Annotated in this window: 17 protein-coding genes; 3 read left to right on the top strand and 14 right to left on the bottom strand. The window is 24.5% G+C overall.

Going from position 1 to position 13617, the window contains the following annotated elements:
• Positions 1-445: 445 nt before the first annotated feature.
• From efp to ACYUE0_RS06065, 13 genes are all read right to left on the bottom strand, one after another.
• Positions 446-1003, bottom strand: coding sequence for an elongation factor P (gene efp / locus ACYUE0_RS06005; protein WP_061994837.1), 558 nt, complete (start codon positions 1001-1003; stop codon positions 446-448).
• 85 nt (positions 1004-1088) lie between these two features.
• Positions 1089-2156, bottom strand: a complete 1068-nt coding sequence (locus ACYUE0_RS06010) for a M24 family metallopeptidase (RefSeq protein ID WP_199868886.1) — start codon at positions 2154-2156, stop codon at positions 1089-1091.
• Between the two features lie 70 nt (positions 2157-2226).
• Positions 2227-2676, bottom strand: a complete 450-nt coding sequence (gene aroQ / locus ACYUE0_RS06015) for a type II 3-dehydroquinate dehydratase (RefSeq protein WP_061994839.1) — start codon at positions 2674-2676, stop codon at positions 2227-2229.
• 142 nt (positions 2677-2818) lie between these two features.
• Positions 2819-3319, bottom strand: a complete 501-nt coding sequence (locus ACYUE0_RS06020; protein WP_460269872.1) for a shikimate kinase — start codon at positions 3317-3319, stop codon at positions 2819-2821.
• A gap of 65 nt (positions 3320-3384) precedes the next feature.
• Positions 3385-3759, bottom strand: a complete 375-nt coding sequence (locus ACYUE0_RS06025) for a hypothetical protein (RefSeq protein ID WP_199868884.1) — start codon at positions 3757-3759, stop codon at positions 3385-3387.
• A complete protein-coding gene (locus tag ACYUE0_RS06030) occupies positions 3759-4196 on the bottom strand; it encodes a hypothetical protein (protein ID WP_460269873.1) in 438 nt (145 codons plus the stop codon). Before ACYUE0_RS06030 ends, ACYUE0_RS06025 begins: the two co-directional genes overlap by 1 nt.
• Positions 4197-4205: 9 nt before the next feature.
• Positions 4206-4901: a hypothetical protein gene (locus ACYUE0_RS06035; protein WP_061994843.1), complete on the bottom strand. Its 696-nt coding sequence runs from the start codon at positions 4899-4901 to the stop codon at positions 4206-4208.
• A gap of 5 nt (positions 4902-4906) precedes the next feature.
• A complete protein-coding gene (locus ACYUE0_RS06040) occupies positions 4907-5314 on the bottom strand; it encodes a hypothetical protein (protein ID WP_061994844.1) in 408 nt (135 codons plus the stop codon).
• Positions 5293-5748 carry a type II secretion system protein gene (locus tag ACYUE0_RS06045; RefSeq protein WP_162266734.1) on the bottom strand — a complete coding sequence of 152 codons (456 nt, stop codon included), beginning with the start codon at positions 5746-5748 and terminating at the stop codon, positions 5293-5295. The genes ACYUE0_RS06040 and ACYUE0_RS06045 overlap by 22 nt, the downstream gene beginning before the upstream one ends.
• The gene (locus tag ACYUE0_RS06050) at positions 5738-6154 is read right to left on the bottom strand and encodes a type II secretion system protein (RefSeq protein WP_061994846.1); all 417 of its coding nucleotides are present in this window, start codon (positions 6152-6154) and stop codon (positions 5738-5740) included. Before ACYUE0_RS06050 ends, ACYUE0_RS06045 begins: the two co-directional genes overlap by 11 nt.
• On the bottom strand, positions 6135-6563 hold the full coding sequence (locus ACYUE0_RS06055; RefSeq protein WP_460269874.1) for a pilus assembly FimT family protein: 429 nt from the start codon (positions 6561-6563) through the stop codon (positions 6135-6137). Before ACYUE0_RS06055 ends, ACYUE0_RS06050 begins: the two co-directional genes overlap by 20 nt.
• A 147-nt stretch (positions 6564-6710) precedes the next feature.
• Positions 6711-7910, bottom strand: a complete 1200-nt coding sequence (locus tag ACYUE0_RS06060; RefSeq protein ID WP_460269875.1) for a type II secretion system F family protein — start codon at positions 7908-7910, stop codon at positions 6711-6713.
• Complete coding sequence (locus tag ACYUE0_RS06065; RefSeq protein ID WP_460269877.1) at positions 7900-9420, bottom strand: GspE/PulE family protein; 1521 nt, start codon at positions 9418-9420, stop codon at positions 7900-7902. Before ACYUE0_RS06065 ends, ACYUE0_RS06060 begins: the two co-directional genes overlap by 11 nt.
• Positions 9421-9645: 225 nt before the next feature.
• On the opposite strand from ACYUE0_RS06065, the gene ACYUE0_RS06070 reads away from it, so the two are divergent.
• Both ACYUE0_RS06070 and ACYUE0_RS06075 read left to right on the top strand, forming a co-directional pair.
• Positions 9646-9918: an autorepressor SdpR family transcription factor gene (locus ACYUE0_RS06070; protein WP_061994850.1), complete on the top strand. Its 273-nt coding sequence runs from the start codon at positions 9646-9648 to the stop codon at positions 9916-9918.
• A 2-nt stretch (positions 9919-9920) separates the two neighbouring features.
• Positions 9921-10565, top strand: a complete 645-nt coding sequence (locus ACYUE0_RS06075) for an SdpI family protein (protein ID WP_061994851.1) — start codon at positions 9921-9923, stop codon at positions 10563-10565.
• Positions 10566-10591: 26 nt separating this feature from the next.
• Here ACYUE0_RS06075 and dapF read toward each other — a convergent pair whose 3' ends face one another.
• Positions 10592-11413, bottom strand: coding sequence for a diaminopimelate epimerase (gene dapF / locus ACYUE0_RS06080; protein ID WP_061995079.1), 822 nt, complete (start codon positions 11411-11413; stop codon positions 10592-10594).
• Between the two features lie 456 nt (positions 11414-11869).
• Here dapF and ACYUE0_RS06085 point away from each other — a divergent pair, with 456 nt between their 5' ends.
• On the top strand, positions 11870-13609 hold the full coding sequence (locus tag ACYUE0_RS06085; RefSeq protein WP_460269878.1) for an Rqc2 family fibronectin-binding protein: 1740 nt from the start codon (positions 11870-11872) through the stop codon (positions 13607-13609).
• Positions 13610-13617 lie beyond the last annotated feature (8 nt).

Consider the following 13617-nt stretch of genomic DNA (forward strand, 5'->3'; position numbering starts at 1 on the left):
AGGAACGAAGTAAATAGTAATAACCACAACTGTTCACTATTCACTCTTAACTTTTAACTAAAATAATCTGTTAGTTATTGATAAAATATTAATTTGAGTTTTCTCATTTGATAAATGAATAAATTTAAAACTTAACTTGGAACCCTATATATAGAAAAACAACCTCAAAGGTCAACTTATACATTAAAATTTAAAACTAAAATAGAATCAGGTTATAAAATTGAAAAATGTTAGTGGGAAGTTAAGGATGGATATGCTTGTTAGTTTTTAATTATATGTAATTTATTTTGCATATTTTAGTAGTATAGAATGGAATACTAACATGTATTTTGTCTAAATTAAAAAGCTATAACTTGATAAAATATAAATTAAAATTCTAGACTTTAATCTTATATTTGGACAAAGAAAAAAAACTACCCATAGCGGGTAGTTTTTAATATATGAATTAAACTCTTTCCATATATTCTCCAGATCTTGTATCTACTCTTATTGTTTCTCCTTCATTTACGAATAGAGGAACTTGAACAACTGCTCCAGTTTCAACTGTTGCTGGTTTTAATACGTTTGTAGCAGTGTTTCCTTTTACTGCTGGTTCTGTATGAGTTATAGCTAATTCAACAAAGTTTGGAGCTTCAACTGAGAAAGCCTCTCCTTTGTAAAACTTAATTACAGCAAACATATTTTCTTTTAAGAACTTTATAGCTCCTTCAACTTTTTCATAGTTTAAAGGAATTTGCTCAAAAGTTTCTTGATCCATGAAGTAGTATAACTCTCCATCAGAATATAAGTATTGCATTTCTTTTCTTTCTATAACTGCTTCTTGTAATTTAGCTGTTGGATTGTATGTTGTTTCAGTTACTCCTCCAGTTATAACGTTCCTTATTTTTGTTCTAACGAACGCAGCTCCCTTTCCAGGTTTAACGTGTAAAAACTCTATAACTGTGTAAACTTGTCCATTCTCTTCAAAAGTAGTTCCTTTTCTTAAATCTCCAGCTGATATCATTGGTGTTACCTCCTAATATATAAATGTTACATCTATAAGCATATTTATTATACCCATAGATAAATAAATTAATACTACCTAGTAACTATATGCAAATTAAGTTTTTTGGTGATTTCGATAAAACTTCACAACCATCTTCTGTAACTAATATTAAGTCTTCTATTCTAACGCCACCAAAATTAGGAACATATATTCCAGGCTCATCTGTTATTACCATTCCTGGCTCTAATATTTCATTACTTCTAAAGCTAACCATTGGTGCTTCATGAATTAATCTACCAACGCCATGACCTAATCCATGACCGAAATATTCTCCGTAGCCAGCATCTTTTATTATGTCTCTAGCTATTTTATCTAAATCAAAGCATGACATTCCTGGTTTAACAGCTTTTAATGCAGCCTCTTGTGCATTTAGTACTATGTTATATATTTCTTTCATTTTATCATTTGGTTCTCCTATAACTATAGTTCTAGTCATATCAGAACAATATCCATCATACACTGCACCAAAGTCTAATGTCAAGAAGTCTCCTCTTTCAACTACTTTTTCCGTAGCTGTACCGTGTGGTAATGAAGATCTAACTCCAGATGCAACTATTGATGGAAATGATAAGCCACTTGCACCTAATTTTCTCATATAGAATTCAAGTTCTAACCCAATTTCTTTTTCAGTCATACCAGGTTTTATGAATTCTAACATATGGTCAAAAGCAGAATCTGCTATTTGTTGAGCTTTTTTTATTGCATGTACCTCATCTTTTGATTTTATTAATCTTAATTTTTCAACCATACCATTTAATGGCACTAATTCACAGTTAACAGCATTTTTATAGGATTCATATAAATCAAAAGTTAATACATTTTCCTCAAATCCTAATTTTTTAATATTAAGTTCTTTAACCATCTTATCTAAAAACGTTTCAAATGGTCTTTGATACTCATGTATTTCATAATTTTCAACTTGCTGATTTGCTTGTTCAGTGAATCTAAAATCAGTTACGAAAATTGCTCTATCATTTGTTATTATAGAATAACTTTCATCTCCTCTAAAACCACTCATATAGTTTCTGTTAATGTCCCCTTGTAATAGTACTCCATCTAGACCATTTTCACTCATGGTCTTTCTTAAAGTTTCTAATCTTTTAGTATACATAACAAATTCACCTACCCCTTTATATTTTGAAGAATATTTTATGGATAAGTCTATTAAGACAAAAAAATATTTAGCATTTTTGTCTATTTAATAATGTATGCAATATAGACTCAATAGCTAAAATGTAACCATAATATCCTAAACCACTTATAACTCCATAACATCCTTCACTTATAACACTTTTTCTTCTATACTCTTCTCTTTTATAAATATTACTGATATGAACCTCTATAGTTATAATGTTATATGCTTTTATGGCATCTAAAATAGCAATGCTATAATGTGAATAGGCTCCAGGATTTATAACTACACCATCATATATCCCTACAGCACTATGTAATTTAGAGATTATATCCCCCTCATAATTACTTTGGTAAAAATCAATTTGTAAATCTTTTATATCTAAAAATTTTTTTGTTATAATTTCATTTATTTGGTCTAATGTCCTATCTCCATATATATTAGTTTCTCTATTTCCTAATAAATTAAGATTAGGACCATTTATAACTAAAATTTTCATATGTAAAACCACCTTACCATTTTTATAGCCTACAACAATAATATTTTATCAAAAATACCTTGCCTTTGCAATTAAATTATCCCATATATTATCTAATATTTTTTAATTTTATACATTTTTTTACATACAATTTCAATAAATTTTATCCTAATCTTAGTTTGTTTATTAATTCATTTAAATTTTCATCAATATTTTCTCCTAAATTAACTATTATGTCTGCTTTGTTATATATATTTTTTCTTTGATTATACAATTTATGCATTTTTTCTTTATAATCCCCTCTTAACAATGGTCTATCTTTTGTATGTTTTGCTCGGGATAATAACAGATCAATAGGAACATTTAGAAAAACCACTTTCCCTTTTTCCTTAAGCTTATATAAATTATTATTATATATAGGCATTCCTCCACCTGTACTTATTAATAAGCTTTGATTTTTAGGTATTTTATTTATAAACTCACTTTCTAACCTTCTAAAATAATTTTCTCCTTTTATTTTAAAAATATCTTCTATTGTCATATTTTCATTTTTTGATATAGCCTTATCAGTGTCTAAAAATCTGTAACCTATTCTTTCAGCAACTTTAAAACCTAATGTGCTTTTCCCACTTAAACTCATTCCAATTAAAATTACATTTTTCATAAAACATTCCTCTTTAAAACTTAATTTTAATTTAATTATAGTATTTTATAATTAAATTTGTACAGTTATTTGTTTTTTATTGTATTTAGTGTAAATGTAATTTTTTCGTTATCTAGTATAGTTATATCATTTAATTCCAATACTTCTTCTGAATTTATTAAATATTTTGCAATTGGCATAAACTCTTTGTAAGTTCCTAAAAACTCCACTTCATATTTTGTTCCATTATCTATTGGCTCTATTTGTTTTATTTCTAGATCTTCATAAGCAAATATTAGCTCTAATGTGTCTACAAACCCATAATTTTTTTCCACTGTTGCTAAGGTTTCTTTGCTCTCATCTTCTACACTATTATATTTTACATATGTAAAAAGATTTGCAGACGTAAAAGCTATTACAAAAATTATAAACAATTTTAATTTCCAATTATAATTTTTCATTAAATCATCACCTTTATGAATTTTTCATTATTTTCTTCTATTATTGGTGAAATCGTTTTTATACTATATATTTCTTCTATTACTCTTACTGACTCCATATATTCTTTTTTATTATTAATTAATATTGTAAGTTCTATCTCATCACTATTTATTTTTATATTTTTTATATTTAAACTTTCTAATATAAAATTTGAATCTAAATCTTCTAAATTTTCTATAGTGTCAACATTCTTTTTAGGTAAATCACTATTTTCATTAAGTTCATTAACTTCATTAATATTTATTTGATTATCTTTAAATGAACATATATTATCTTTTATTAAGAATATATTTATTAATAATACTATAATCATAAAAATTTTTAATTTTTTAAATGTAATAGATTTAATATCTTTATTTCTTTTTTTATATACACTTGGAATAAATTCATTTTTCATAATATTATTTCACCTTGCTATTGCAAATTTTATCACTTGGTCTACTGTGAGAGGCAATAGTTCTACTACATTTTTTCCTTTTGTTAATTTTTCAATATTGTTTGAATTAAAATGATATATAGTTTTATTATCCTTAATAAATTCATCTAATAATTTATTAATTTTTTCAGTATCAGTAATTTTCATCACCTTATTAAATAATAAATTTTCCTTATTAACTTTAATAAAATAAATAAAATTTTTATATTGAAAAATCATTTTATACTTTTCTTCCTGTATATATTTTGAATAGTACTTTAAAACATAATTTTGTAAAAACTCCACTTTAAGATTTCTTGAATATCCTATCCTTTTGTCATTTAACAAACTATATTTTTTTTCATGAAAACAATATAAAATAATTTTAAATATATTATCCTTCTCTTCTAATACACTATATTTAAACATAACTTTATCTCCATATCTTAAAGTTACCTCATTTTTAACGAGAGATGATATTTGGTTTTTTTTAACCTTAGGGATAGATATAACCTTAATAAATAATTCTTCCCCCTCTACAAGTACGTTTATATTTTTATTTTTTAAATTTATAGAAAATATTTTATCAAAAGAATATTCTTCTTCTACTTTAAATTTATTAAATATATTTTTCTTAATTTTTACAGCTTTCGTATCATTTTCATTACCATAAAACACTATATTCATATATCTTAGCCCCTCTCTAATTGATCCTTAACAAAAATGAACTTAACTTTATTTTTATTAAGTTGTGGTCTATAATAAGTTTTTTTAATAGTTCCTATATCATATGGTCTAATTAATACTAATAATTCTTCATCTTTATCATACTTTATACTAGCATTATCATACGTAAATTTTAGTTTTTCTAAATTTTCTTTCGAATTTAACATATATTTATTAGCTTTTCCTAATAATACCTCTCTTTGTTTTTCCTCTTGAGATTGAGTTCCTAAATATTCATTATTAACAGAATAATATTTAGATAAAAATTCATTTTCACATATCATATATGAAGCTATTGTAATTACTAATCCGGTTATTATAATAACTGATATCATTGCAAACCCATTCTTTTTCACTTTATAATTGGATGCCATTTTTCACTCCTTTTCCCGTCGTCAGTTTCAATTTTAAAATAAACTAAATTTTCAATCTTTTCCGCTTCAAACTTTTTTACTCCTTTCAAAATATAATTTTTATAACCGTAATCATTGGGAATTTCTTTATTATCGCTGTTTAAAATAAATAGATTATTATTTATACATTTTATTTTTTTGGTTTTTCCATCTTTAAATATTAAAACAATACTGTCATCAAAAACCTTAACTTCACAAGGTCTTCTTTCAAGTTCATATTCAATAAAATATATAGCTTCTTCCAATTCTTGATTTTTTCTATTAGATTTAATATTCTTAAAAAACATATTGTTACTACTTATAAAAAGAGAACATAACACAGTAAGAATTATTACTAATATAAGTGATGATGTTAAAACTTCTATCAAAGTAAATCCTTTATTCTTATTTTTCATAAATTCCCTTAACAAAGGTATATTCCTTATTTTTTTCATATTCACCAATTCCTATTATTTTAGCTTTTACAAAACCATTATCTTCAGTAAAACTAATTTTAATATCACCTTTATCAGATATAATACTACCTATCTTTTCTCCATGATATTTTTCTAAATCATCAAAAGTTATATATATTTCTTTATTTGAAATTTTTTCAAGTTCATCTATAGATGTGTTATATACAATTATTTTTTCAATAGTATCTACTGATTTATGAAACTTTTTATCTTTTTCAAGCTTATTAGCTATACTTCTATTTACAACCATACTTTGTAAAATTAAAGTAACAGCTATTAAAATTATGCTCATAGCTATAACCAACTCTAACATCATAAATCCTTTTTTATTCTTTAATATGGACATAGTTAGTACCTACCATTATACTTATTTCTTTTTTTAATCCTGATTTACTTTTTAATCTTATAGTGCAAGCATCACTTACATATCCACCATTTTTTATATTTAATACATTATTATTGAATTGAGTTATGCTTACATGTTCTGGCAACTTTAAAGTTTCAATAATTTTTGATTTATTTCCTAATATTAAAACATTCTGACCTTGTAAAAATATATAGCTTGTTGATTTAAACCTTCTACTATAACTTTTACCATAATTTATAAAATTAACTATGTCATTAGCAGCGTATTCTAATGCTATTTTTTCTTCATATTTTTCAAAGCTTCTATTTGCAAAAGAAGAAATCATTAAAATAGATAAAATTATTGAAAGAGTAACCAAAACCTCTATAAGCATTAGTCCTTTTTTCATAATTTAAATTCACTCTCCAAAGCTCTTAAATTTTATAGTGTTCTAAACTTATTTTTAAAATTATTTTTCATAATTCAGATTATTTTGCATAAAAATATTTTAAAACTATTGAATAAGTTTAAATTAGAGCTTGTTTCCCTATATAACTTACATATTAATAAATTCAATCATATTTAGCATAGGCATTAACATTGCTACTATTAGTGTAGTAATTAAAATACCTACAATTATTATTGTCAATGGTTGTGTTATAACTATTGTCTTATCTAAAAACTCTTCTAATTCTTCACCTAATATGTCTTCTAATGTTTTAAAACTTTCATTTAATGTACCCGATGCTTCACCAATAGCTATAACTTCAATAAAAAACTGTGGAAAAAAACTTGTCTCCATTAATGATTGTGCACAATTATTTCCTTGGAAAATCTTTAACATAGCCAAATTCATTTTCTCTTTCAAATATATATTTCCGATGTTATCAATCGTATATTCTAAGCTTTCTACTACATTTAAACCACTTCTCATAAGCAAATTCATGTTTGAACTAAAGTTTTCTCTAAATGTTTTCATCATTAGATTCCCTACAACAGGTATTTTGAATAAATTTTTAGAAACTTTTTTATTTACATATATTTTATTTTTTAAAATGTACATAACAAACATAATCATAAATAAAACTATTATAACTTTTACTTTATTAACCTTTAAATATTTACTTATTACTATATAAAACTTAGTTATATTAGGAAGAGACCCTTTATCTAAATTAAATTGGTTTATAAATGTAGGTAATATAGATGTCATGAAAAATATTTGTATAACCAACCCTAATGATAAAACTATTATTGGATATATTAATGAGGATACAAATTTTCTTTTCAGTTTATATTTACTTTCATAATACTTTTCCATATTTTCAAAAACTTTTTCTAAGTTTCCTGTTTCCTCACCTAGTTTTATCATATTTACTAATAATTTAGGATATAAGTTAGAAAACTTTTTCATAGCTTTGTTAAAACTTTCTCCACTTTCCACTTCATTTTTTATAATAGTTAAGCTTTTTTTTATTTGTTTATTATTTATTCTATATATAACCAAATTTATAATTTCCACAAAATTCATTCCTGATTTTAAAGATATGCTCATATACTTACAAAACATAGATATATCTTTATATGAAACTTTGCAAAATATTTTTTTTAATTTACTATCCTTAATCTTATAAAATTTTATGCAATATAAATTATTTTTCTTTAAATATTTTAATAGCTCTATACTGTTTTCTGCAGTTTCATATCCACTTATATTATTTCTGTTTTTATCTACAGCAAAATACTTATACTTCATTTACTTCATCCTTACTTATACAATTCAATTGTAAGTTTGCTATATATTCATCATAAGATGTTAATCCTAATAAAACTAAATTCTTAAGTTTTTGAGATAAAGAATTTTCTTTGTTATTAAAAGTATATTTTCTTAGTTCATTTATATCTTCATAATTCATTATTAATTGTTTATGTTTATCTTCTAAAAGCACCATTTCATAAACCATTTTTCTACCTACATATCCAGTATAATTACAACATTCACACCCATCTGGTTTAAATATGTTTTTAGGCTCATCTAAATTTAAATCTATCATCTCTTCTTTTGTTGTTGTATGGATTTTTTTACAATTATCACAAAGAGTTTTTACTAATCGTTGTGAAATAATAAGTACCAATGAATCTATAACTAGATACTTTGGAACTTTCATATCTATTAATCTTATAATTGATGATGGCGCATCATTGCAATGCATAGTAGATAATATCAAATGTCCTGTTAATGACGCTGTTATAGCTATTTGAGCAGCTTTCTCATCAATTATTTCGCCTACCATTATCACATCTGGGTCTTGTCTTAATATGCTACTTAAACTTCTTGTAAAATTTAATCCTACATTAGGGTTTATATTCACTTGATTAGCTTTTTCTATTTCATACTCAACTGGATTTTCCACAGTTACAATATTTTTTCTTTCCCTATCCATACTCATAACCATTGCATATAATGTAGTAGTTTTTCCGCTTCCTGTTGGTCCTGTTAATAAAATCATTCCATTTTGAGATTTAAGAAGCTTTTTTATTAATTTCTTATCTTGCTTTAAAAATTCTAATTCATCTAAAGAATATAAATTAGAATTAGCATATAATATTCTTATTACTATTTTCTCTCCATAAATTGTTGGAAGTGAAGATACTCTTAAATCTAACTCCTTATCCTCATATATAAATTTCATTTTTCCATCTTGTGGTTTTAATTTTTGGCTGATATCTAACGAAGATAATATTTTAATTCTATATATAATGTTTTCATATATCTCTAGTGGAAACTCCTCTACCTTTACTAAGTCTCCATTTATTCTAATTCGTATACCTACAGTATTTTTTCTAGGCTCTATGTGTATATCACTAGCTTTTTTCTCTATAGCTTCTTTTATAACAGCATCTAAAATTAATACTGCTGGAGATTTGTCTTCTTCATTTGCTGTAAGTATTTGACTCTTATCTTCTTCCTTATGTTTTTCACTTTCTAATTTCTTTATGTTATATTTTAATTTTTCTTTTTCATAATGTCTGTTTATGAGATATAATATTGTTTTCTTATCTAAGATGTTTTGCTTTACATTTCTTAGAGAAACAAATTCTATTTCTTCTACTGTCTCTTCATCTAAAAAGTTAGATACAAACAAATATATATTGTCATTATCTAATTTATAAGGCATCATTATATAATTTAATGCTGTTTCCTTGGAAATAACTTTCATTCCAGAATCTTCAACATCTATATTTTCTGCGAATTTTTTCTCCAATGTTATCACCCCTATATTTGAAGTTATTTCCAAGTAAAATATGTATATTCTTCTTCTTTGTAAATTTTTTGTAAATTATATTTGTTCATTAATATAAGAAAGTTTATTTCATACTTCCACTATAGACAAATTTAATAAGTATTATATAATTGAAGTTAGTTAAATAGTTTCCTAATTATCTAATTATTACAATGATGTCTATTTTTTAAGAAAGGAGAAGTTTCTTTGTTTAATGATGTTTTCAAAGCACTGTCTGATCCTACACGAAGAAAAATTCTTGATTTACTCAAAAATAGCGATATGACTGCTGGTGAAATTTCAGATTCTTTTAACATATCCAAACCTAGCATATCTCACCATCTTTCATTATTAAAACAAGCAGATTTAGTTTCTGATGAAAGGAAAGGCCAATACATATATTATTCTTTAAACACTTCAGTGTTTGAGGATTTGATGAAATGGTTTATAGATTTGAGTAAAAGTAGTAAGGAGAAATAAATATGAAGAAAAAAAATATATTTATATTAACGTTAATAATTTTATCATTTATAATTTCTTTTATGTTCTATAACAAACTTCCTAATAATATTCCTATACATTGGGGGATTAATGGTGAAATAGATAGATATGGTCCAAAATATTACATATTTTTAGAACCAATTATTTTAGTTTTTTCATACTTATTATTTAAATTTTTGCCTAAAATAGATCCGCGAAAACATAACTATAAAAAATATGAAAAATCTTATGAAAACTCAATTTTTGCCTTTGTATTGTTTTTCTTTTCAATGTTTATATTAACATTGCTTGCTTCTTTAGGATATAATGTTCCAATAAGCAAATTTGTTCCCTTCTTTGTTGGAGTTCTATTTATTATTCTAGGTAACTATTTACCTAAATCTAGAAGCAACTTTTATTTTGGAATAAAAACTCCATGGACGCTTAGTGATGATACTGTATGGAGAAAAACTCATAGGCTTGGCGGAAAGCTCTTTACCATTACAGGTGTACTAACTTTAATTTCAACCCTATTATTCAATGGAACTACTTTATTTTCTATATTAATTACTTGTTTATTAATCTCTTCATTATTACCTTCAATAATGAGCTATGTCTATTTTAAAAATATTGAGAATAAAAAATAGAAGTCATTAAATATGACTTCTATTTTTTATAATATATAAGTATCTCCAGCACATATATTTTCTGCTGGTCCTGTCATCATTACTCCACTATCTGTTATTTCTATAAAAAGTCTTCCACCTGGTGCATCAACAGTAACACTTTTTTTAACAAATCCAAGTTTATTAGTAGCAACTACAGATGCACAACAACCAGTTCCACAAGCTAATGTTGGACCGGCTCCTCTTTCCCAAGTTTTCACTTCTATATGGCTATCATTTTTAATTTTACAAAAATTAACATTAGTTCCTTCTACGAATAGTTCATGTTTTTCAATTTTAGAACCTTCATTTACATTAAAATTATCACCATCATCTATTATAACAGTATGTGGAACACCCATAAGTAACGATGTTAATATATATTCTTTACCACCAACATTAAATCTTTTATTTATTATATTTTCATTATAATTAGCTTTAAAGTCTTTACAATCAAAAGATGGTTTACCCATATTTATTTTTACTCCTTGGATATCACCTTTACTAAAAATCAAATCAGCAATTTTTATTCCATCACCAGTTTGTATCTTCATAGTCTCTTTGCTTACATAGCCTTGTTCATAAACAAACTTTGCAAAACATCTTATTCCATTGCCACACATAGCTGCATAAGATCCATCTGCATTTATTATTATCATCTCTATATCAGCAACTTGACTTTTTCTTGCAACTAATATTCCATCTGCACCTATTCCAAATCTCCTATTACATAATTTCTTAGCTATCATTGATAAATCATTATATTGATTTTTAAAATCTTCAAAAACTATAAAATCATTACCTGCACCATGCATCTTGATAAAATTTATAGTCATAATCATTTCCCCCTATTCATTTTAATTTCTTAATAAATATAGTAAATTAAATTTTTATTTAAAATATCTGCTTATACGCACATACCTTTTTATGTTTGAAATTTAATTGTTTAATATAGGGTTCCAAGTTGACTTTTAAAATTATCCATTCCAAAACTTGAATACCTAAAATAGTGAGACATGCTTCGAATCACTTAAAATTCAACACTGTATCTTGTGTGAAAGTATTTTAAAGTTATTGAATAAATTTAAATTGGAGCTTGTTTCCCTATATATTTTAATATATTAATTATATAATAACACGATTCATTTACAAATTTCAAAAATCTTACCATAGTTATCTTTGTTAATGGTATACTATAAATATATTTTTATAAAAAATTTAAATAACTTTTATTTATAATAGTTATTTATTTCATATATTAAATTCCATAAGAAAGGATGATTCACATGGCATTAGATGGAATTTTTCTGCATAGTATAGTAAATGCATTAAAAGAAGATTTTTTAAATAGTAGAGTTGAAAAGATTAATCAACCGGAGAAAGATGAAATAATATTAACATTTAAAAAAAATAGAAAAACTCAAAAGTTACTTATTAGTGCTAGTTCTAATTTTGCTAGAATTAACATAACCAATAATAATAAAGAAAATCCATTAAAAGCACCAATGTTTTGTATGGTTCTTAGAAAATATCTAAATACAGCTACTTTAATAAATATAACTCAAATTGATAGTGACAGACTTATAGTATTGGATTTTGAAAGTAGTGATGAATTAGGTTTTAATAGTGTTTATTCTCTTATTGTGGAAATAATGGGTAGACATAGTAATATTTCTTTAGTTAGACAAAGAGATAATATAGTTATGGATAGCATAAAACATATAACTGCGGATATAAATACTTATAGGGTTTTATACTCTGGTGTAGAATATAAATATCCACCAGCTTCACCAAAACTTAATTCTTTTAATTTTTCCAAAGAAGATTTTAAAAATAGAGTTGTTGAATTATATAGTGAAAAAGCTATAGACAATAAATTCTTTACATCGATGTTCACAGGAGTTAGTAGTAACTTATCTAAAGAATTAATTTTTAGGCTTACTAAAAAAAATATTGATTTAAATTTAGATAATATAGAAAAAATCTATGATTTTTGTTTAGACATATTTTCAAAGATAAAAGAAAATGATTTTTTCTTTGCATCTTATTCAAATAATGGCATATTAAAAGATTTTCATTGTATAGAATTAACTTCTCTTGAAAATTTTCATTGTAAATCCTATGAAAACCCTTCAACATTAATAGAAGAATTTTATTTTGAAAAAGATAAACATGATAGATTAAATAATCGTAGCCATGATTTACAAAAAATTGTTAATAATAATATAGATAGAGTGAAGAAAAAAATTAGAATTTTACAAAATACATTAAAAGAATGTGAAGAAAAACAAAATATAAATCTGTACGGTGAGTTATTAACTTCTAACATATATTCTATAAAAAAAGGTGATAAATCTATAGATGTATTAAATTACTATAGTGAAAAAGAAGAATATATAACTATACCTTTAAATGAATTTAAAACACCTTCTGAAAATGTTCAAATTTACTATAAAAAATATACCAAATTAAAAAAAGCAGAAGAAAATGCAGTTGTTCAATTAAAAATTGCAAAAGATGAGCTTAATTATCTTGAATCAGTTATGGCTAATATAGTTAATGCAGATAACTATACTGAAATTGAAGACATTAAAAATGAATTAATAGAAACTGGATATATTGCTTTTAAAAAATCTAAAAAGAATTCTAAAAAGAAACCTTCTAAACCAATGCATTTTATATCTAGTGATAATATCGATATTTATGTAGGAAAAAATAATATTCAAAATGATTATTTAACATTAAAATTTGCTCATAAGAATGATATATGGCTTCATACAAAAAATATTCCTGGCTCTCATGTTATAATAAAATGTAACGGCGAAGTTCCTGAAAATACATTGCTTGAAGCTGCAAATCTAGCTGGTTATTACAGTAAAAGTAAAACATCCTCTAATGTTCCAGTGGATTATACAGAAGTCAAACATGTTAAGAAACCTTCTGGTTCTAAACCAGGAATGGTTATATATTACACTAATAAGACAATTTATATTACGCCAGAAATTCCTAAAGTCTCTCAAATATAAATTATAAA

It is taken from the genome of Clostridium sp. CTA-19 (genome assembly GCF_054767855.1).